At 46.2% G+C, this 18,821-nt stretch carries 25 protein-coding genes; 12 read left to right on the plus strand and 13 right to left on the minus strand.

Annotation, left to right across the window (positions count from 1 at the left end):
• Positions 1 to 3: 3 nt before the first annotated feature.
• From yhbY to BLV22_RS04805, 4 genes are read right to left on the minus strand one after another with little or no spacing between them, the layout of a single operon-like run.
• Positions 4 to 297, minus strand: coding sequence for a ribosome assembly RNA-binding protein YhbY (gene yhbY / locus BLV22_RS04790; RefSeq protein ID WP_091611950.1), 294 nt, complete (start codon positions 295 to 297; stop codon positions 4 to 6).
• The gene (gene aroE, locus BLV22_RS04795; RefSeq protein WP_091611953.1) at positions 287 to 1,141 is read right to left on the minus strand and encodes a shikimate dehydrogenase; all 855 of its coding nucleotides are present in this window, start codon (positions 1,139 to 1,141) and stop codon (positions 287 to 289) included. The genes yhbY and aroE overlap by 11 nt, the downstream gene beginning before the upstream one ends.
• Positions 1,142 to 2,245 (minus strand): ribosome biogenesis GTPase YqeH, encoded by a 1,104-nt coding sequence (yqeH, locus tag BLV22_RS04800; RefSeq protein WP_091611956.1) that lies wholly within the window; start codon positions 2,243 to 2,245, stop codon positions 1,142 to 1,144. It lies immediately after the preceding gene.
• A complete protein-coding gene (locus BLV22_RS04805; protein ID WP_091612308.1) occupies positions 2,242 to 2,760 on the minus strand; it encodes a YqeG family HAD IIIA-type phosphatase in 519 nt (172 codons plus the stop codon). The genes yqeH and BLV22_RS04805 overlap by 4 nt, the downstream gene beginning before the upstream one ends.
• A 365-nt stretch (positions 2,761 to 3,125) precedes the next feature.
• Between BLV22_RS04805 and BLV22_RS04810 the strand changes: the two genes are divergently transcribed.
• From BLV22_RS04810 to BLV22_RS04855, 10 genes are all read left to right on the plus strand, one after another.
• Entirely contained in the window at positions 3,126 to 5,531 is a 2,406-nt protein-coding gene (locus BLV22_RS04810; RefSeq protein WP_091611958.1) for a Na+/H+ antiporter subunit A, read from the plus strand.
• Positions 5,528 to 5,950 (plus strand): Na(+)/H(+) antiporter subunit B, encoded by a 423-nt coding sequence (locus tag BLV22_RS04815; protein WP_091611961.1) that lies wholly within the window; start codon positions 5,528 to 5,530, stop codon positions 5,948 to 5,950. The genes BLV22_RS04810 and BLV22_RS04815 overlap by 4 nt, the downstream gene beginning before the upstream one ends.
• Positions 5,950 to 6,291, plus strand: coding sequence for a Na(+)/H(+) antiporter subunit C (locus BLV22_RS04820; RefSeq protein WP_022793834.1), 342 nt, complete (start codon positions 5,950 to 5,952; stop codon positions 6,289 to 6,291). The genes BLV22_RS04815 and BLV22_RS04820 overlap by 1 nt, the downstream gene beginning before the upstream one ends.
• Complete coding sequence (locus BLV22_RS04825) at positions 6,284 to 7,771, plus strand: Na+/H+ antiporter subunit D (RefSeq protein ID WP_091611964.1); 1,488 nt, start codon at positions 6,284 to 6,286, stop codon at positions 7,769 to 7,771. Before BLV22_RS04820 ends, BLV22_RS04825 begins: the two co-directional genes overlap by 8 nt.
• On the plus strand, positions 7,771 to 8,247 hold the full coding sequence (locus BLV22_RS04830; protein WP_091611967.1) for a Na+/H+ antiporter subunit E: 477 nt from the start codon (positions 7,771 to 7,773) through the stop codon (positions 8,245 to 8,247). The genes BLV22_RS04825 and BLV22_RS04830 overlap by 1 nt, the downstream gene beginning before the upstream one ends.
• A 2-nt stretch (positions 8,248 to 8,249) precedes the next feature.
• Positions 8,250 to 8,534, plus strand: a complete 285-nt coding sequence (locus tag BLV22_RS04835; RefSeq protein ID WP_091612310.1) for a Na(+)/H(+) antiporter subunit F1 — start codon at positions 8,250 to 8,252, stop codon at positions 8,532 to 8,534.
• Positions 8,518 to 8,901, plus strand: a complete 384-nt coding sequence (gene mnhG, locus BLV22_RS04840) for a monovalent cation/H(+) antiporter subunit G (protein WP_176967650.1) — start codon at positions 8,518 to 8,520, stop codon at positions 8,899 to 8,901. The genes BLV22_RS04835 and mnhG overlap by 17 nt, the downstream gene beginning before the upstream one ends.
• 268 nt (positions 8,902 to 9,169) lie before the next feature.
• Positions 9,170 to 9,442 carry an HU family DNA-binding protein gene (locus BLV22_RS04845; RefSeq protein ID WP_022793829.1) on the plus strand — a complete coding sequence of 91 codons (273 nt, stop codon included), beginning with the start codon at positions 9,170 to 9,172 and terminating at the stop codon, positions 9,440 to 9,442.
• A 121-nt stretch (positions 9,443 to 9,563) separates the two neighbouring features.
• Entirely contained in the window at positions 9,564 to 9,869 is a 306-nt protein-coding gene (locus BLV22_RS04850) for a HesB/YadR/YfhF family protein (protein ID WP_091611973.1), read from the plus strand.
• A 450-nt stretch (positions 9,870 to 10,319) separates the two neighbouring features.
• The gene (locus tag BLV22_RS04855; RefSeq protein ID WP_091612313.1) at positions 10,320 to 12,302 is read left to right on the plus strand and encodes a S9 family peptidase; all 1,983 of its coding nucleotides are present in this window, start codon (positions 10,320 to 10,322) and stop codon (positions 12,300 to 12,302) included.
• An 88-nt stretch (positions 12,303 to 12,390) separates the two neighbouring features.
• Here the strand turns inward: BLV22_RS04855 and BLV22_RS04860 are convergent, their stop codons facing one another.
• Positions 12,391 to 12,588: a hypothetical protein gene (locus BLV22_RS04860; RefSeq protein WP_091611975.1), complete on the minus strand. Its 198-nt coding sequence runs from the start codon at positions 12,586 to 12,588 to the stop codon at positions 12,391 to 12,393.
• Positions 12,589 to 12,676: 88 nt separating this feature from the next.
• Between BLV22_RS04860 and BLV22_RS04865 the strand changes: the two genes are divergently transcribed.
• On the plus strand, positions 12,677 to 13,294 hold the full coding sequence (locus tag BLV22_RS04865; protein WP_091611978.1) for an NUDIX hydrolase: 618 nt from the start codon (positions 12,677 to 12,679) through the stop codon (positions 13,292 to 13,294).
• A 17-nt stretch (positions 13,295 to 13,311) separates the two neighbouring features.
• Here BLV22_RS04865 and mtnN read toward each other — a convergent pair whose 3' ends face one another.
• Positions 13,312 to 14,001: a 5'-methylthioadenosine/S-adenosylhomocysteine nucleosidase gene (gene mtnN, locus BLV22_RS04870; RefSeq protein ID WP_091611981.1), complete on the minus strand. Its 690-nt coding sequence runs from the start codon at positions 13,999 to 14,001 to the stop codon at positions 13,312 to 13,314.
• Between the two features lie 80 nt (positions 14,002 to 14,081).
• On the opposite strand from mtnN, the gene BLV22_RS04875 reads away from it, so the two are divergent.
• Positions 14,082 to 14,297 carry a DUF2536 family protein gene (locus BLV22_RS04875; RefSeq protein ID WP_091611984.1) on the plus strand — a complete coding sequence of 72 codons (216 nt, stop codon included), beginning with the start codon at positions 14,082 to 14,084 and terminating at the stop codon, positions 14,295 to 14,297.
• A gap of 56 nt (positions 14,298 to 14,353) precedes the next feature.
• Here BLV22_RS04875 and BLV22_RS04880 read toward each other — a convergent pair whose 3' ends face one another.
• The 7 genes from BLV22_RS04880 to BLV22_RS04910 form a co-directional block, all read right to left on the minus strand.
• Positions 14,354 to 15,172, minus strand: coding sequence for a YrrS family protein (locus BLV22_RS04880; RefSeq protein ID WP_091611987.1), 819 nt, complete (start codon positions 15,170 to 15,172; stop codon positions 14,354 to 14,356).
• A gap of 184 nt (positions 15,173 to 15,356) precedes the next feature.
• Positions 15,357 to 15,833: a transcription elongation factor GreA gene (gene greA / locus BLV22_RS04885; RefSeq protein WP_079476887.1), complete on the minus strand. Its 477-nt coding sequence runs from the start codon at positions 15,831 to 15,833 to the stop codon at positions 15,357 to 15,359.
• A 60-nt stretch (positions 15,834 to 15,893) separates the two neighbouring features.
• Positions 15,894 to 16,565: an O-methyltransferase gene (locus BLV22_RS04890; protein WP_176967651.1), complete on the minus strand. Its 672-nt coding sequence runs from the start codon at positions 16,563 to 16,565 to the stop codon at positions 15,894 to 15,896.
• A gap of 20 nt (positions 16,566 to 16,585) precedes the next feature.
• Positions 16,586 to 17,686: an endolytic transglycosylase MltG gene (mltG, locus tag BLV22_RS04895; RefSeq protein WP_091611993.1), complete on the minus strand. Its 1,101-nt coding sequence runs from the start codon at positions 17,684 to 17,686 to the stop codon at positions 16,586 to 16,588.
• 113 nt (positions 17,687 to 17,799) lie between these two features.
• Positions 17,800 to 18,090, minus strand: coding sequence for a DUF1292 domain-containing protein (locus BLV22_RS04900; protein WP_091611995.1), 291 nt, complete (start codon positions 18,088 to 18,090; stop codon positions 17,800 to 17,802).
• 17 nt (positions 18,091 to 18,107) lie between these two features.
• Complete coding sequence (gene ruvX / locus BLV22_RS04905) at positions 18,108 to 18,533, minus strand: Holliday junction resolvase RuvX (RefSeq protein ID WP_091611998.1); 426 nt, start codon at positions 18,531 to 18,533, stop codon at positions 18,108 to 18,110.
• Positions 18,530 to 18,799: an IreB family regulatory phosphoprotein gene (locus tag BLV22_RS04910; RefSeq protein WP_091611999.1), complete on the minus strand. Its 270-nt coding sequence runs from the start codon at positions 18,797 to 18,799 to the stop codon at positions 18,530 to 18,532. The genes ruvX and BLV22_RS04910 overlap by 4 nt, the downstream gene beginning before the upstream one ends.
• Positions 18,800 to 18,821: the final 22 nt, after the last annotated feature.

Consider the following 18,821-nt stretch of genomic DNA (forward strand, 5'->3'; position numbering starts at 1 on the left):
TGTTTACTTTGGAAGTTCAATCCCAGGATTGTCTTTTGATCTCCGGTACAGTACGATCGTGTTTCCGATCACCTGCACGACTTCAGAGCCAGTACCTTCGGCAAGCTCAGATGCCACTTCATGCTTGTCTTCCATGCAGTTCTGCAGAAGGTTCACCTTCAGAATTTCTCTTTTTTCAATCGCTTCGTCTACATGGTTAATAATTTGTTCATTCATGCCTTCTTTTCCAATTTGAAAAAGCGGCTTTAACGAATGTGCTTCTCTGCGCAAGGTACGCTTTTGTTTATTATTCAGCATTATTTTCTCCTTTTAAATGATCTTCGACGAGTGCCTGCATTGCTTTACGGTCCGGTTCCTTCCCCGTCCAGTACTTAAACGCAAGCGCTCCCTGGTTAACAAACATTCCACTTCCATTCAATGTGTCGAGCCCTGCCTCCCGGGCATCCTTTAACCATCTGGTTTCCCATGGGTTGTAGATAAGATCACTGCATAATGCAGAAGCCTTTACATTCTCGAGAATCCAGGGGGAATTGTTTACCTCAGGGCTCATCCCAATAGAAGTAGTGTTAATCAGTATATCGTACTCCCCGTTCCTGCTTTCTGCCTCTTCTTTCGACGCTGTTTTGATGGCTGCTATATCTTCCAGGTGGTTTTTCAGCTGTTCTGCTTTTTCCTGCGTACGGTTTACGATAGTAATGCTCTCAGGGCTTCGGAGGCTTAACGCATAGCATACTGCCCGCGCTGCCCCGCCCGCTCCAATCACGAGGATATTTGCATTTTTGATCTGCTCCAATGAACGCACGGCCAGTAAAGATTCCAGATAGCCTTCCCCGTCCGTATTATATCCGACAAGCTCATCATTTTCTCTTACGACCGTGTTCACCGCACCGATTCTTTTGGCCGAGGGATCAAGCTTATCGATATCGTCCATCACATTCACTTTGTGGGGGATGGTAATGTTGAAGCCGGCAGCCCCGAGCTGCCGAAGCGCCTGTATGCCCTTTTGCAGCTCTTCTTCCGGCATATCAAACAAATGGTAGTAACCGTCGACGCCAAGCTTTCCGAACTGCTCATTATGCATTTGCGGTGACAGCGAATGCCCGAGCGGATGGCCGATTAAGCCGAGAAGCGTTTTTGGCAATTAAATCACCGCCTCCCGTTTTGATACCCCTGTGCCGGCCGGCACGTAAATATCCACGGAAGCACGGGGGTTTGTTACCGTAATCCATCCGAGCCCCTGCACGACAATATCTGTCTTTTCCTCTTTAATTTCAATTCGGTGCTTCGTTAATTCCGGCGCGTCTTCCACGCGGTACGGCGGCTTCAATACGTCCCCGACCCTTTCCGGGTGGAGGCGGTCAGCGTTGTCCTGCTTGGTGCGGTGCACCGGAAGCCGGTTGGACATAAACACAACAAATGAATTAGGGTCGCCTTCGACAAAATCCATACGCACGTAACCGCCGATAAATATCGTCTGTCCGCTTTCAAGCTGGTACACTTTCGGTTTTAATTCCTTTTCAGGGATAAACTCTTTTCGCTCCTTAAGACTCCGTTTGCGCCCGAACTGCTTATCATTGATAAGTCCCGGGGTATCATACAGACTCGCCTGCTCATCTAAAGGAACTTCAATCATGTCAAGCGTCGTTCCCGGAAAATGAGAAGTGGTGATGTCCTGTTCTTCATTTTCTCCGAATTCAGCAATCAGTGCGTTAATAAATGTAGATTTACCAACGTTTGTACATCCGGTAACGTACACGTCTCTGCCGTTTCTCAGCTTTTCAATGCTTGAAGCAGCTTCCTGGATACCCTGTTTATTTTTGGCACTCAGCAAAACAACATCCTTCGGCTTTAATCCCTGCTGCTTTGCCTGGCGGCGAATCCAGTGGAGAAGCTTGTTTTCATTTAAAGAGTGCGGGAGCAGATCCGTTTTGTTAACCATCAGCAGTACCGGGTTGTCTCCGACGTATCTTTGAAATCCAGGAATCCAGCTGCCTTCAAAATCAAACACATCAACAATTTTTACAATAAGCGCTTTTTTTCTGCCAAGCTCATGCAGCTTATCACGGAAATCCTGATCTTCCATGTCCACGTCCTGGACTTCATTATAATGCTTCAAACGAAAACAACGCTGGCAGATCACTGTCGCTCTGTCCACTAGCGCTGAGGTCGGGACGTACCCGGCTTTATTTTTATCCTCATTTTGAATAGGCGCCCCACATCCGGCGCAGTGCAGCTCTTCGGTCATTGTGTATCCTCCCATTGAATTAATCCTCTGTCTTTCAAACGCTTCATTACCCGGCGTTCTACCTTCCGGTTGATTTTTGTCAGAAAGCCGTCATTTTGGGCCACCGGCACGACTAAGACAGTGTAAAATCCGGCCCGGTTTCCCCCGAACACATCTGTCAGAACCTGGTCACCGACTACAACCACTTCTCGCTTTTTCAATCCCATCCGTCTGGTCGCCTTTCGGAACGCCCGTCCCATCGGTTTTTTGGCCGAATGAATGAAATGAATGCCATTTGGCTCTGAAAATGAGCGGACACGGTGCTCGGAATTGTTGGAAACAATAGTTACCTGAAACCCCTGCTCCTGTAAAAAGAAAAACCAGTCATCAAGCTCGTTGGTTATATCCGGCCGGTCCCATTCTACCAGAGTATTATCCAAATCAGTGATAATACCTTTAATATTATTTTCACGCAGGTGTTCCAGATCGAGATCTAAAACACTCGGCAGGTATTCATTTGGCATAAATCGCTTAATCAAAATCCCGTCCCCCTTCGAGCAGGCTTGCTTTAACTTTCAGCCTGCATCTGACTGTAATATAAAACGCACTTATTTCTTCTATTTTAACAAACCCTTATTCAAATATCGCAATAATCTGGCGTTGTTTTCCGTCATAAGCCGTACAATCAGCAAGTATAACCGTCAGAAGCTTTTTTTTCAATTTTCTTTAGACACGTAATGAAATATAGAAAAAAATTGTGAAAAGCGTCCCCTCTCTCTTCCTATATATGTGTTTGAAATGATTGATGTTTCCGGGATTCGCTTCTAATGCAAGGCGTTTAGATATACGCTATAATGTGAAAAGAATTCAGTGGCGACCGAAACTAACAAGGAGGTTCTTCATGTTTACTATTTTACACCTTGCCATCATTGCACCGTTTCTGGCTGCTGTGCTGGTGCCTCTTCTGTATAAATTTATTCCGCGTATACATACAGGATGGTTCGTACTTATTGTTCCCATTATTCTTTTCAGCTACTTTTTGAGCTACCTTCCGGAGGTGTCCGGCACAGGCTCCGTCATGAAAACATTCGAGTGGATTCCTTCCTTAGGCATTAATTATATTGCCTATGTGGACGGCCTCGGCCTTTTATTTGCGCTCCTGATTACAGGAATCGGAGCTCTCGTTGTTTTGTATTCCATCTATTATCTGGATAAGCATAAAGAGCAGTTGAATAACTTTTATACATATCTGCTTCTTTTTATGGGTGCTATGCTCGGCCTTACATTGTCAGATAATTTAATCGTTTTGTATACATTCTGGGAAATCACCAGCATTTCATCGTTTCTGCTGATTTCTTATTGGTATACGAAAGAAAAATCACGCTACGGTGCGTTGAAATCACTGCTTATCACCGTCATGGGTGGCTTTGCCCTTTTAGTTGGTTTTGTACTGATCGCTTCTGTAACCGGCACATACAGCATTCGCGGTATTCTGGAAGCTTCGGACCAGCTCGCCGATAGCCCGCTGTTTCTGCCGGCTATGCTTCTAATCCTGCTCGGGGCGTTTACAAAGTCTGCCCAGTTTCCATTTCATATCTGGCTGCCGGACGCGATGGAAGCTCCGACGCCGGTCAGTGCTTACCTGCACTCCGCGACAATGGTAAAGGCGGGTATTTATTTAGTTGCCCGCATGACCCCTCTGTTCGCGGTCAGTGCCTATTGGTTCTGGCTTGTCACCGGCTTCGGACTTCTTACTCTCATATGGGGATCGCTTTCTGCAATACGCCAGACCGATTTAAAAGGTATTCTCGCATACTCCACGGTCAGTCAGCTCGGAATGATTTTATCGATGCTCGGCGCCGGGGCTGCAGCGCTTCACTATGACAGTATCGACAACAACGCCTATACAATTGCGGTGGCAGCTGCTATTTTTCACTTAATTAACCATGCTACCTACAAAGGAAGCCTGTTTATGATGGTAGGTATCATCGATCACGAAACAGGCACACGGGACATCCGGCGGCTTGGCGGCCTCATGACATTAATGCCGATTTCCTTTACTATCGCTGTTATCGGCGGCTTTTCCATGGCTGGCCTGCCGCCGTTCAATGGATTTTTAAGTAAAGAAATGTTTTTCATGTCCATGGTGGAAATTACCCACTTCCCGCAGTACAGCGTAGATTCCATCGGTATTCTGCTTCCGATTGTCGCCTGGACAGCAAGTATTTTTACTTTCGTTTATTGTATGATGCTCGTTTTCCGGACCTTTACCGGCAAACTTCAAAAGGAAAAGCTTCCAACCAAACCACACGAGGCTCCGTTTGGCATGCTTTTGTCTCCCCTCATTCTCGTAGCTCTTGTCGTGTTTATCGGCTTTTTCCCGAATACACTCGTACCAACGATTATCGAACCGGCAATGGCTTCTATTATGCCTGAGCTTGCCCAGACAGGGTCATTTGGGGTGGACATTTACTTCTGGCACGGCTTTTCCCTGGAACTATTTATGACTATCGGCGTTGTCCTGCTTGGTACGGCCATATTCCTGGCACTGCAAAAATGGAATAAAATGCACGTCATCTTTCCGGAAAACCGTCTGTTTAACCAGGCATACAACCGTTCTCTTGAAGGGCTCGACCGCTCTTCTCATGCCTTAATGTCCTGGCATATGACCGGGCTCGTTAGAGATTACTTTATATATATTTTCTCTTTCACGGTGGTACTGCTCCTTTTCTCTCTTTTTGGTACCGGAGCATTTACCATTGATGTCGAAAATATGGTTCCGGTTAGTCCTTATGAAGCTATTCTCTCACTGGTGCTAGTAGGGTCTTCCCTTATTCTTATGTTTACACGGTCCCGGTTGAAGGCGGTCATTTCCCTGGGCGCGCTCGGCTATACGGTAGCACTGTTCTTCGTATTGTTCCGCGCGCCGGACCTGGCACTGACCCAGCTGACGATTGAGACCGTGTCGGTGACGCTGTTTTTACTTTGTTTCTATCATTTCCCGCAGATTTTCGATGCTTTGAAGGAAACGAAATTTCATGCGGTCAACTTTGTTATTTCAGCCACGGTCGGACTCACCGTCACACTCATCGGACTTTCAGCCAGCGGCACCAGGCTGTTTCCGGCAATTTCTGATTACTTTTTAGAGAACAGCTACAAAGAAGCAGGCGGCAATAACGTCGTTAACGTTATCTTAGTGGATTTCCGCGGTTTTGATACCCTGCTTGAAATTCTCGTATTAGCTATCGCCTCCCTCGGAGTGTACTCCTTAATTAAATTACGGCTGGCAGGAGGGGAGAATAAATGAAGTACAACGACATTATCCTGCAGACAGTAACGAAATTCATTTCATTTCTCATCTTTCTGTTTGCAGTTTATATCTTTTTCAACGGCCACCAGGAGCCAGGAGGCGGTTTTATCGGAGGACTGATGACAAGCGCTGTGTTAGTGCTTCTGCTTCTCGCCTTCGATATGGAAACGGTCCGCCGGGCTCTGCCAATTGATTACAAACTTATGACCGCCATCGGTCTTGTATTTGCTGTTGGTACCGGCGTAGGCTCATTTTTCTTCTCGGTACCGTTTCTTTCACAAACCTTCGGGTATTTTCATTTCCCCGTTTTGGGTGAACTGGAACTGACGACGACCCTTGCCTTCGACCTGGGTGTTTATCTGGTGGTTATCGGAACGGCTATGACTATTATTCAAACGATCGGAGAGGATAAATAGTGGAAATAATTATGTCTATCCTTGCCGGCTTCTTATTTACTGTCGGTTTGTATTTAATACTGACGAAAAACTTAATCCGCATTATTATTGGCAGCTCAGTTTTAAGCCACGGAGCCCATTTGCTGCTCTTGACCATGGCGGGGCTGAAGACTGGCGCCCCACCGTTGCTTGGTCTAGAAGCTGACACTTATGTAGACCCGCTTCCCCAGGCACTGATACTGACAGCTATCGTTATCAGCTTTGGAGTAACGTCTTTTATTCTTGTTTTAGGATACCGTACGTACAAAGTGACCGGGGCGGCTGAGACTGACCAACTGAGAGGAACTGATACTGATGAGTAATTGGCTGATCCTTCCGGTCCTTGTCCCTCTCATCGCAGGGATCGTGGCACTGTTTTTCCCAAAGCATGTCACCGCCCAGCGCACCTGGGCATTTATTACGAGCCTGATTTTGATTGGCGTCAATATCTTTTTGCTTACGTACATATTGTCCAACGGAATCATGACTCTTGAACTCGGCGGCTGGGAAGCTCCGTTTGGCATTGTTCTGGTAGGGGATTCATTAGCCGTGCTTTTAACGACGACTACTGCACTTGTGGCTCTGCCTATTATTTATTTCTCTTTCAGCACCATTGGAGTGGAACGGGAAAAATATTACTACTACGCCTTTTTCCAGTTTTTAATCTCCGGGGTGTCCGGGGCTTTTCTGACTGGTGATATTTTCAACCTGTTTGTCTGTTTCGAGGTTCTTCTTTTAGCCTCTTATGCTTTGATTGGCCACGGCGGTACAAAAACACAGCTGAAGGAATCATTTAACTACGTTATTGTAAACGTTGTTTCTTCCGCTTTTTTCGTTATTGGCGTTGCATATCTGTACGCTGTAACAGGTACGCTGAATATGGCCCAGCTCAGTGAAAGGGTCGGTGAAGCAGGCTCTGAACCGATCATAACGGTTATTGCCATTTTGTTTTTAATCGTGTTCGGACTAAAAGGAGCTTTATTCCCTCTTTACTTCTGGCTGCCGGGATCATACTCGGTGCCTCCGACAGCCATCGGGGCGATATTTGCGGCTCTTTTGACCAAGGTCGGCATCTACAGCATTTTTAGAACCTACTCCGTTATCTTTAACGAAGATACAGCCATTACACACACCATTCTCCTTGTACTTTCAGCAGTAACGATGATTATTGGGGTTATCGGTGCGATTGCTTACAGAGATGTTAAATTGATTTTAGTATACAATGTTATTGTAGCTGTTGGGTTTATTCTATTCGGTGTCGCTTCATTGAACAGTGATGCGTTTGTAGGAGCCATCTACTACCTGCTGCATGATATTGTCATTAAAGCAGCCCTGTTTCTGATTATCGGGGCGCTGATTACTGCAGCCGGCACCAGCAAGCTCTCAGGTATGGGGGGAATGATTAAGCACCACCCGCTTCTCACCTGGATGTTTTTCATTGCCGCCCTCGCTCTTGCCGGCGTTCCGCCCCTCGGCGGCTTTCCCGGCAAGCTGATGCTCGTTGTCGGTGGTGCCGAAGCCGGACATTATATTGTCGTGGCGGTCATGATGGTCGCAAGTCTGCTCGTTTTGTATTCCGTAATACGCATTTTCCTGCAGGGCTTTTTGGGAGAACCGATGCTTACCCATGCAGAGCAGCACGGCAGTATTAAAGCGCAGATGCCTCCAATCGTATTTCTTGTAGCGCTGTCTGCATTCATGGGCTTCGGCGCCGAAATCATGTATCCTTTTGTGGAAAGCGCGGCAGAAACGCTGGTCAATCCCCGTGCCTATGTTGAAGCTGTGTTAGGGGGGAATTCATAATGTCTTTTCAGATTATGATCAATCTTGCTATGGCCCTGCTTTGGATGATAATTAATGATGCATGGTCGTTTGCATCCTTTATCAGCGGCTTTTTTCTTGGTCTTCTCGTTCTGTATTTCATGCGGGGCTTTTTCCGGGAGAGACTGTATTTCCACCGGGTCTACGCGGCCCTGGTGCTGGTCCTTATCTTTTTTAAAGAATTAATCCTGTCCAGCTTCTCTGTCGCCCGACAGATTCTGAGTCCTAAATTAAACATCAGTCCCGGGATCTTTGAAATGGAAACCACTCTTGAGCACGAATGGGAAGTAACACTGCTGTCGCTTTTAATTACTCTTACGCCTGGAACGCTGGTAGTCGAAGTTGCTCCGGATAACCGTTCATTGTTTATCCATGCGATGGACCTGCAGAGTGTAGAGGCGGCTAAAGAAGAAATCCGCAATTCATTCGAAAAAGCGATTAGGGAGGTCAGCAGATAATGATATTAAATGCGATTTATATCACAGCAGCAACGCTCGTCACCATATCCATTCTGGCCACACTGTACCGGGTTTTTAAAGGGCCATCGATGCCGGACCGCGTTATTGCTCTCGACGTTATCGGTATACAGCTGATTAGTCTAACAGCTCTCTTCTGCATTATTTTGAATACGAGGGCGTTCATCGAAGTGATGCTGCTGCTTGCGATCCTGGCCTTCATCGGCACGGTAGCCTTTGCTAAATATATCGAAAAGGGTGTTGTCATTGAGCATGACCGAGATAGTTGACTGGATTGTAGCACTGCTCGCCCTTTTTGGAGCGGCCTTCAGCATCATAAGCGCTGTCGGCCTGCTCCGTCTTCCGGATATCTTCACACGCTCGCACGCTGCAACGAAGGCGGCTACTTTAGGGGTGCTGTGTGTTGTCCTTGGTGCCTTTTTGTTTTTCATGGTACACACACAGACCTTCAGCCTCCGCTTCGTGCTGACCCTTGTATTTGTATTTGTGACGGCACCTGTGGGTGGCCACTTGATCGCAAGAGCAGCGTATAATGCCGGCGTTCCGCTGGCAGAGGGAAGCTCACAGGACGCTCTCAGCCGATCCAGGGAAGAGAATCGACACTACAACGAAGAAAAAAACGATAACGATCAATAAGGAAAAACTGGACCGTTTATCTGGTCCAGTTTTTTTGATATTCAATCTTTTTCTCATAAATACTGGAATTCTTATCAAACCCTTGTTATGATAGGATTTAAGAAAAAAACCAGAATAATGGAAGTATTTTTAAAATATATTTGCTTTATTTCTGGCTTTTCTTCTTAGAAACCTACAAAAATAAATGGAAGGGTTGACATACCGGGCTTTTCATGAGTTAATTTGGTATGAAAGACTCTAAATTTATGGAATGAAAGGGAGTATTTTCATGAACAAGACGGATTTAATCAACGCAGTTTCAGACCAGGCTGAGCTTTCGAAAAAAGACGCTTCCAAAGCTGTAGACGCTGTATTCGACAGCATCACAGAAACTTTGAAAAAAGGCGACAAAATCCAGTTAGTTGGATTTGGAAGCTTTGAAGTACGCGAGCGTGCTGCTCGTAAAGGGCGTAATCCACAAACAGGTGCAGAAATTAAGATTCCTTCCACGAAAAACCCTGCATTTCGCCCAGGCAAACAGCTGAAAGACGCTGTGAACTAACATAAATATTTAAAAGCAGCCCTTCTGATTCAGAAAGGCTGCTTTTTCTTGGAGTTCTTTGGTGTTTCTTCCAGTGCGAATAAGGGAACAATTCTATATCATTCTTTGAAGGAGCTTGCATATGGATATAACAATTACCCGTCCCGCGGTTAAATGGATGAAAGAAGAACTTAATATTGAGAGCGGCGATTCTGTCAGATTTTACGTTCGTTACGGCGGTTCTCCGCAGCTTTATCCCGGCTTTTCCATGGGTATTGCTCTTGATAGCCCGGAGAAGCCCGCAGTATCGACAGAGGAAGAAGGCCTCACTTTTTTTGTGGAAGACGCAGACAGCTGGTATTTGCGCGCGCATAATCTGCACGTCAGCTTCAGCCGAAAACATGATACTATTATATTTGAATACAACGAAAGCAGTGACGCAGAGTAATTCCTACTCTGCGTTTTTTTATCCTTATTCCCCACAGAGGGTGCCCTGTTCAAAAAAAAAGGCTGCAGGCACTTATGCCTGCAGCTTCAAAGGGAGAGAGAGTGATGCCTAAAGGAGAGCCTGTTATTCACGGCTTACAGGAAATGACTTGCTCCAAAATGAAAAGCCACACCGGCTGATCCATTTCGATTGTCCCTGCAAAAGGCAACAATGTAAATGTTGGAACGAAGCATCTGCCTCCTGTTATTTATTAGTGTACATAGTTACTGCGGGGTTTTCATTATGTATGTCAGATGTTCTTCCACTCTTTTTTCCTGAAGCTTTCATTCCTGCAGTTTGATTGTTTTTTGCGAAACGTTTTACTATACTAAAAAAGCACACTACATACGTGAAACCTTTCCATAACGAACGGACTCACAGGTATACTACGAGGAGGACATTACCTTGTCTATGAAAAGACCTTTATCTGCAGAAGATTTAGAACGTATTCACGTCGTTGATGATGCCCGCCTTTCTTCCGACGGCGAGCGGTATGCGTTTGTACAAAAATGTATTCAAAGTGATACGAACAGCTACTATTCAAATATATACACGCAATACTTAACAGACGACGTTCCTGTTCAGTGGACCTTTGGGTCTTATGCAAATTTTTCGCCGCGGTGGTCCCCGGACGGCTCCAGCCTTGCTTTTGTGTCTGACCGCTCGGGCCTTAACCAAATTTGGATGATGAGCACTTCAGGAGGAGAGCCGAAGCAGATTACTTTCGTTAAACACGGCGCCTCCAATCCAGTATGGTCACCGGACAGCCAGAAACTGCTGTTTGAAACGGAACAGGCCCCTGAAGAAGACATTTTCACCACCGAGGAAGGCTCTTCGGATAATTTTTCTTCTCCTGTGAAAATCGACCGTCTCCGTTATAAATCAGACAGCCGGGGCTTTCATCACAGCAGACGCGCACACATTGGTTTGTTTCGATTCGACCGGGAGGACACCTCTCTGCTTACTAACGGCAGCTACGACCACTACTCTCCTGACTGGTCTCCTGACAGCCAGTTTATTGTATTTTCGGCAAACAGAAACAGCGATGAAGATATTTCTCCGGTCCAGGACCTGTATACGCTCAACATTGAAACAAAAGAAATTTCCAAACTAACGGATTCTGCCGGTACGTTTACTAATGCCAGCTGGTCGCCGGACGGCTCCTGGATAGCGTGCACAGGCCACGAATTGGAATATAAAAGCGCCACGATTAATCAAATCTGGCTGATCAACCCATTAACAAAAGAACGAAAAGGAATGACATTAAAGTGGGACGTCCAAATAGGTGACTATATGATCGGCGATATCAGAACCGGTCATACTTCCGATAAGCCAGTATGGTCGAGCGACCAGGAACATATTTACTTTTTGGCGAGCGAAAATGGAAAAGTTGGTTTATATCAAATGGATATGCATAATGAAATCACCGCTGTTCATGATGAGGACAACCACGTCTTTTCGTTCTCCTTTCATCCTAAAAACGAGCAGTTTGTGCTTGGCATCAGTGATCCTTCCAACCCGGGAGATTTCTACAGCCGGCGACTTGAGGACAAACGCCGTGTCCGGCTCACAGACGTAAACGCCAGCTTTTTGAAAGAAGTTGATCTTTCCCTTCCCGAAACTCTTTCCGTCCGTACAGACGATCATTGGGACGTCCACGGGTGGATTATGTATCCTGTTGATTACGAAGAAGGACAGACGTTCCCGCTGATTCTGGAGATTCACGGAGGGCCTCACGCTATGTACGGCCATACGTTCTTTCATGAATTTCAGCTGCTTGCTGCGGAGGGCTACGGCGTCCTGTTCAGCAATCCACGGGGAAGCCAAGGCTATGGCCAGGCTTTCGCCGACGCCTGCCGCCGGGATTATGGCGGGAAAGATTTCGGGGATCTGCTCGCGATTCTGGACTATGCAGTCGACAGCTATGAGTTTGTCGACCGCAACCGGCTGGGAGTAACCGGAGGAAGCTATGGCGGCTTTATGACAAACTGGATGATCAGTCATACCGACCGCTTTAAAGCAGCCGTCACCCAGCGCTCCATTTCAAACTGGCTCAGCTTTTACGGAGTGAGTGATATCGGCTTTTTCTTTACAGACTGGGAGATTGGTGTACCGCTCCATCAGGATCCGGAAAAGCTCTGGCACCACTCTCCTCTCCTCTACGTCAAAGATATCCATACGCCTTTACTGATCATGCACAGCGAAAACGATTACCGCTGTCCGATTGAACAGGCGGAACAGCTGTTTATTAACATGAAATATTTAAACAAAACGGTCTCATTTCTCCGTTTTCCAGGAGCCAATCACGAACTAAGCCGCTCTGGCCCTCCCGCTCTGCGGATCGAACGGCTGGTCCATATGATCGACTGGTTTCATCATTATATCAAAAAATAATATTTCAGCCTCTCAGCGCCGTGCCGTGCAATATAAAATGATCCCGCTTCAGTAGAGAAGCGGGATTTCATTTACACGCCGGCCAGCGTCAGCCATCTTTGTCTTCACTGCCGGAACGTTTCTTAGTATTGTGTTTGTTTCTGTTTTCTTCTTCTTCGTATTTCATATCTGCCAGCGGAATTGGGTCTTCACTGCTCGTAGGCGGCTCTTCATTCCCCGGCTTTTTATCCGGTTCCTGTTTTTTTTCTTCTTTCACTTTATTTTTAAGACGTTCTGATTCTGACATCTTTATCCCTCCTGTAATATAGTACCTGTAAATATATATACCACGTTAGGGAGAAGGAAAAACAACGATACCCCAGAAGGAGGATACTATGGACAATGCCCGCTATTGGAAAAATAGAATTCGCACACGTTCCGCCGCTATAATGGGCGAAGAGCATATGCGAAAAGCAGCGGTAGTAGTACCCCTGCTTCAACTGCACGATGAATATCATATAATGTTTGAGCGCCGAGCATGGTCGCTGCAGTCTCAGCCGGGAGAAATATGTTTTCCGGGCGGAAAAATCGATGCCTCCGACTCTACTCCTCTTGCTGCAGGACTTCGCGAATTCGAAGAAGAAACTGGGATCCCCTCTCATGCGATGGATGTATGGGGCGCTTTGGACGTTGTAGTACAGCCATTTCAACGAATAGTCTACCCTTACATCGGAGAAGTTGATTACGCGGGTGATTTTTCCCCTAATACGTCAGAGGTGGATGAACTGTTCACCGTGCCGCTTGAGTTCTTTTTAAAGCACGAGCCCGAAAAGCATAATGTTTACATGGGCATGCGTTTTTCAGAAACTTTCCCTACTTCATTAATACCGAATGAAGAAACGTACCGCACAAACACGACAACGCTGCCCCAGTTTGTTTATCACTATCAGGATGTTGTTATTTGGGGACTGACGGCACAAATTATCCGCCATACCGTTTCTCTTCTCCGCTAACCGCCGCCCCGGCGGATTCATGCCTGTGCTAAAAGAGCAATCACCATGTCAGCCGATTGCTTCGAAGCATGCTTTAAAAATTCATCGTAGGACTGCTTTGCTTCTTTGCCTGCAATATCGCTGAGCGAACGGATAACTACAAAGGGGCAGGAAAACCGGTAGCATACCTGGGCAATTGCCCCTGCTTCCATTTCCGCACACTGAGGTTCGTCAAAATGGGCTTTTAAGCTGTCCACCTGCTCCGTCTTACTCATAAACGAGTCCCCGGACAAAATCAGTCCTGTCCGCGTATTCAAGTCCACCTGCAATGCAGCTGCTTCTGCTTTTTCTATCCATTCACGGCTTGCAGGGTAAGCTGCCGGCATATTTGGCACCTGCCCGAATTCATAGCCAAATACTGTCGCATCCACGTCGTTGTAACGCACCTCTGTGGATATCACCACATCGCCCACAGAAAGGTCCGGATTAAATCCCCCTGCTGACCCTGTGTTAATCACAGCTTCAGGCTTATACAGCCCGATTAAAAGTGAAGTGGCAATAGCTGCATTTACTTTTCCAATACCCGACTGCAAAAGAATTACCTCATGGCCGTTTAAGCGTCCAAAAGAAAAAAAGCAGCCTCCGGTTTCTTTTTCTTCAATATTTTCCATTAAGCTTTTTAAATATTCCACTTCTTCTTTCATTGCTCCAATAATGCCTAAACGCATTGGCGGACCCACCTTTATCATTTACAATTATAACTACTGGTAAAACTACCCTGTACATTATAACGCAAAGGAGAATACATATGTCCTTAAACCTGCAAACAATCCGGGACAAGGTCGAATTTTTTGAATCGTCGTCCCTCGAGCAGTTGGAAACAGATATTCAAAAAAAGATCGAACAAAATGAGGCTATGATGCTCGGGGTTCATCACGTTCAGCACCATGCTCACACCCGTTCAGAAAACGGACGTTCAATTTACACCGCTGTCGTTCATTTCCGCGCTGTCCCCGCCCCTTAATTTAATCTGAGCAATATAGAGAAAAACCGGCTTTCCTGGGGAAAGCCGGTTTTTCTCTAGTTGTACTGGTTACTGCTGAGACGTTCGACGCTTGTCGGTTTCCAGCCTTCGCCTTCCACCCACTCCATGCGTACTTCGTATGGATTTTCACTGCTGGCGTCTTCACTGATCACTGCTCTTGCAGTATCCTGCGATCCTCCATTTTCGAGTCTCCAGAGCACCGTGCTGTTGCCTTCTGTCGATCTCAGCCCAGTGGCAGCCTCTACGGCATCCTCCATTTCTTCCCAGTTCTGGCCGCCTTCACTGAAGTCAGCCGTAAAGTTTTCCTGTTCAGTGCCTACCGGTTCGTATTCTCCGTCTTCCTGAGTCGCTTCCGTATCAGTGCTCTCACTGTCTTCTGATTCGGAAGTACTGCTGTTCTCTTCATCTGAAGAGTCTTCACTGGCAGTGTTTTCCTCAGAGGAGTCACTTTCGCCTTCATCGTTTGAAGAAGCAGCCGGTTCTTCTTCTGTAGAGGAATCGGACTCAGAGGAAGAATCAGATTCAGAGGTATCTTCTGCTTCTTCTGAGCTTTCTTCTTCTGTATCTTCTTCGTCTGCATTATTTTCCGGGGTTTCTTCTGTAGAAGAAGTGTCCGGATTATCCTCCGGTCCGCCTTCATTCTGCTCTTCTTCGGTATTCGTTGAATCTGCCATTTCTTCCCCGTTATCTTCAGCCTGTTCGTTATTATTGTTAAAAAACAATAATAGAATTCCAAAGAACAGAATGAGTACTGCTACACCACCAATAGCAGCATTTAAAACATTATTCATGCGCTTTTTTCTTTTCTTTTGAAAGCGCGAGCCGGAGTCGTCGTTATAGTTGTTGTTCGACATCTTATGATTCACCTGCCCCTATCGTATGTATTGCTTTAATAGTACAAAAACACGCCCTACAGAGAGAACGTAACATGTTTTATCATAAAGGAAATATTTCCGGAAAACGAGGGAATATAGACCTATGATTTACATCCTCAAAGCAGGGCGCCGTGCTTAAGTTTTCATTGCTGATGACCGACTTTTAGGCAATTTCAATAATCTCGACTTCAATATCCCCGCCTGGTGTTGAAACCGTCACCTGTTCCCCGATTTGGCGTCCGAGCAGGCTCTGGGCCATCGGCGAGTCGTTGGAAATTTTCCCTTCAAGCGGATCAGACTCTGCACTTCCGACAATCGTATAGCTTTCTTCATCACCATTTGGCAGTTCTTTAAACCGCACTGATTTTCCGAGCGACACCACGGAATTATTACTTGTGTCCTCTTCAATGATAGCAGCATTTTTAAGCATCTGCTCAATCTGGCCTACGCGTCCTTCTACAAAAGCCTGTTCATCTTTGGCAGCATCGTACTCCGAATTCTCGGACAAATCGCCAAAGCTTCTTGCAATTTTTATACGCTCTACGACTTCCTGGCGCCGCTCAGTTTTTAAATATTCCAGTTCCTCTTCTAGCTTTTTTCTGCCTTCTTCTGTCATAAAATGCTGTTTTTCTTCTGGCATATTTTCACTCCTCTATTCAGTATAAAAATGTATCATATTTCGGCTCACTTTTATAGTATTTTACGTTATACTACCAGTTGCTTCCGGAAACCGGGCACTTACTGCCACACCGTCACCAACCGGAAAAATATTAGTGCGAAAGTCTTTTCTTTCCACCAGCCAGCGGTTGTACGCCCGTATTTTTTTCACCATCGGCTGTAATCGTTCAGGAATATCTGCTTCCGGGTCAGCAACCAAACCGCGGAACAATACGTTATCACTAATAATAAGCCCTTCCGGAGCCAATAACTGTTCACATAATTGAAAATACTGCTGATATTGTCCTTTGGAAGCATCTATAAATACTGCGTCAAACGCCGTTCCTTCTGAAAATTTTCCCTGCAGGTTTAAAGCATCGCCAAGAATAAACGTAGTCTGCTCCTGCCACGGACTTTCAGACCGGTAATATGCTGCACGCCTGTAACGTTCTTCGTCTTTTTCCACCGACACGATGGACGTTTCGGGAAGGGCAGCCGCCATTCGCAAAGCAGAATAGCCGATCGCAGTGCCAATCTCCAGAACCGATGCCGGTTTTTTTAACTGAAGAAGTTCGATCATGAATTGCAGTGCCTCTTCGTCCATGACCGGTATACGATCGCGCTCTGCTTCTTCAATCATTTCTTCAAACCACGGCGGCGGCCCGATGCCCAACTTTTTCCGGTACTCATTAAAATGATTGTTTATGTCCGGCATTTTTTCGCCCGCTTTCCTAGCTATTGATTCTCCCATTCGCTTTCAAATTTTCTCTGGGTGCGTGTATGCTGCTCGTACGTTTCGTTATAAATAACTTCTCCGTTCGGGCGGGCATAAAAATATAAGGCTTTTGTATTTTCAGGATTCAAAGCTGCCTCGACCGACTGTATGCCAGGGCTTGCAATCGGCCCTGGCGGCAGGCCCCGGTTTCGGTATGTGTTGTACGGCGAAGCCACCTGCAGATCATTGAAGGAAGTACGAAGCCTGTGTTCGCCGAGAGCATAGGCCACTGTAGGGTCCATCTCAAGACGCATGTTTTTCCCAAGCCGGTTTTCGATCACTCCGGCAATCGGGGCCCGATCCTCTGCCCGACCCGCCTCCCGTTCTACAATGGAAGCGATGGTCCATATTTCACGGGCGGTCCAGGGACTGTTGGAGATTTGGTTCGAAAATTCTACCATAGTTTCGTTTGTTCGTTCAATCATATCTTTCACTACTGCTTCAGTATCCGGGGATTCACCGTAGTATTCATACGTCTGTGGGGATAAATATCCTTCCAGGGCATAGCGCAAACCGTTTTCGCTATTTGATTCCGGGATAAATGAATAAGATTCACTTAAAGAGCGAATAAATGCTTCATCTGTGGCGGTTTCCATAAACTTTTCTTCTGAAAAATCAGCATCCTTCGCACTGATTCGTGCTATCTGCTCCAAAGACCGGCCTTCCGGAATGGTGATGGAAACAACCGGTTCCTGGGCCTGCTGCCCCGCTTCAAGCGTACGGGCAATTTCCCCGGCACTCATCGAAGCGGATAATCGGTATGTACCGGCTTTCAGGCTGTCCGGCCGTAAATAACTGTAATATTGAAACACAACGGCATTCCTGATCAGCTGCTGATTTTCCAAATACTCAGCTGCTGCTTTTGTTGAGGTTCCCTGTTCAATAACGACGGTCTGTTTTTCCCCGTCACTTTCCGCTGCCGGAAAAAGCATGTACAGCACATACATGAGAGCCGCAGCAACACTCATCAGAAATATAATCCCCAGGGAATAAAGTACCGCCTTACCTTTTTTCTTTTTAGAACTGCGGCGCCCGGCATATGAATATATGAGCGTTTTCATGAATGGATGTTCTCCTCTTAACTCCCTGGCTTAGCAGCTTCAGGGCAGGCATAATGATAAAGAAAAACACCGGAAGAAAATCCGGTGTGCTTCCTTTACGGTTAGAACAGGTTCTACTCCATTTCGTTAGCACTGTACGTGTTCACCATTTCTTCGACCATTTCCCATTCTTCGTCAGATTCGATCGGGAAAAGGTTTATATCCGACTCGTCTCCTTCGCCTTCTTCCTCATAGCGGAAAGCAAAAACCTCCACTTCGTCATTGTCGGCTTCACTTGACGGAACCACTACAATGTAGGATTGTTCACTCTCATCTGCGTCGAATGTAAACAGGATGTCAAATAAATGTTCATTGCCGTCCTCATCAGGTATGACAATTCTTTCTTTTTCTTCTTCCTCAGCCATTATATTTCACCTCTTTACTATAAGTTTGATTGATGGTCCAAATAACTTTGCAAAATCATCACAGCTGCCATTTTATCTACGACTTTTTTGCGCTTTTTTCTGCTGACATCTGCTTGTAACAGTGTGCGTTCTGCCGCCTTTGTTGTCAATCGCTCATCATACATGGCTACCGGCAGCGAGGAAAATTCTTCAAGATTCTCTGCAAATGCCTGACACTCTTTTCCCCTGCCCCCAATCGTCCCGTCCATATTTTTAGGAAGACCGACCACAAGCTGCTCGATTTCATTTTCTTTAACCAGTTCAAGAATACGCGGAAAAGCTTCGTCCGGCTCTGTCGTTTTTAAATGAATCGTTTCTACACCCTGGGCTGTCCAGCCCAACGCGTCGGAGATGGCAATCCCGATTCTTTTCTTTCCGACATCGATACCAAGCGCCCTTTTCACGAAGATGACTGGTGGTCCTTCAAATAGTGTCGCATTAATTCTTCGATTAATTCATCCCGCTCGAGCTGGCGGATGATCGTTCTTGCTTCTTTATGACGGGGAATATAAGCTGGATCGCCTGAAAGCAAATACCCCACGATTTGGTTAATTGGATTATACCCTTTTTCCTCAAGCGCTTCATACACGCTGAGCAGAACTTCTTCGGCCTTTGGGTCGGAAGAATCTTCTTTTCTGTTAAAACGTACGGTCCGGTCGTTCGTATTCAATTCCTCCACCTCCTCGGATGAC

The sequence above is a fragment of the Marinococcus luteus genome, assembly GCF_900106595.1.
GTDB classification, from domain to species: Bacteria; Bacillota; Bacilli; order Bacillales; family Marinococcaceae; genus Marinococcus; species Marinococcus luteus.

Excerpts from the sequence above, each read along its gene's own strand:
- mltG (WP_091611993.1), bottom strand. The coding sequence starts at position 17,686 with ATGAAAACGCTCATATATTCATATGCCGGGCGCCGCAGTTCTAAAAAG.
- BLV22_RS04900 (WP_091611995.1), bottom strand. The coding sequence starts at position 18,090 with ATGGCTGAGGAAGAAGAAAAAGAAAGAATTGTCATACCTGATGAGGAC.
- BLV22_RS04810 (WP_091611958.1), top strand. The coding sequence starts at position 3,126 with ATGTTTACTATTTTACACCTTGCCATCATTGCACCGTTTCTGGCTGCT.
- BLV22_RS04825 (WP_091611964.1), top strand. The coding sequence starts at position 6,284 with ATGAGTAATTGGCTGATCCTTCCGGTCCTTGTCCCTCTCATCGCAGGG.
- BLV22_RS04890 (WP_176967651.1), bottom strand. The coding sequence starts at position 16,565 with ATGCCGGACATAAACAATCATTTTAATGAGTACCGGAAAAAGTTGGGC.
- BLV22_RS04880 (WP_091611987.1), bottom strand. The coding sequence starts at position 15,172 with ATGTCGAACAACAACTATAACGACGACTCCGGCTCGCGCTTTCAAAAG.
- BLV22_RS04875 (WP_091611984.1), top strand. The coding sequence starts at position 14,082 with ATGTCCTTAAACCTGCAAACAATCCGGGACAAGGTCGAATTTTTTGAA.
- BLV22_RS04850 (WP_091611973.1), top strand. The coding sequence starts at position 9,564 with ATGGATATAACAATTACCCGTCCCGCGGTTAAATGGATGAAAGAAGAA.
- BLV22_RS04815 (WP_091611961.1), top strand. The coding sequence starts at position 5,528 with ATGAAGTACAACGACATTATCCTGCAGACAGTAACGAAATTCATTTCA.
- BLV22_RS04865 (WP_091611978.1), top strand. The coding sequence starts at position 12,677 with ATGGACAATGCCCGCTATTGGAAAAATAGAATTCGCACACGTTCCGCC.
- BLV22_RS04845 (WP_022793829.1), top strand. The coding sequence starts at position 9,170 with ATGAACAAGACGGATTTAATCAACGCAGTTTCAGACCAGGCTGAGCTT.
- yhbY (WP_091611950.1), bottom strand. The coding sequence starts at position 297 with ATGCTGAATAATAAACAAAAGCGTACCTTGCGCAGAGAAGCACATTCG.
- BLV22_RS04855 (WP_091612313.1), top strand. The coding sequence starts at position 10,320 with ATGAAAAGACCTTTATCTGCAGAAGATTTAGAACGTATTCACGTCGTT.
- BLV22_RS04830 (WP_091611967.1), top strand. The coding sequence starts at position 7,771 with ATGTCTTTTCAGATTATGATCAATCTTGCTATGGCCCTGCTTTGGATG.
- mnhG (WP_176967650.1), top strand. The coding sequence starts at position 8,518 with ATGACCGAGATAGTTGACTGGATTGTAGCACTGCTCGCCCTTTTTGGA.
- yqeH (WP_091611956.1), bottom strand. The coding sequence starts at position 2,245 with ATGACCGAAGAGCTGCACTGCGCCGGATGTGGGGCGCCTATTCAAAAT.
- BLV22_RS04860 (WP_091611975.1), bottom strand. The coding sequence starts at position 12,588 with ATGTCAGAATCAGAACGTCTTAAAAATAAAGTGAAAGAAGAAAAAAAA.
- greA (WP_079476887.1), bottom strand. The coding sequence starts at position 15,833 with ATGCCAGAAGAAAAACAGCATTTTATGACAGAAGAAGGCAGAAAAAAG.
- mtnN (WP_091611981.1), bottom strand. The coding sequence starts at position 14,001 with ATGCGTTTAGGCATTATTGGAGCAATGAAAGAAGAAGTGGAATATTTA.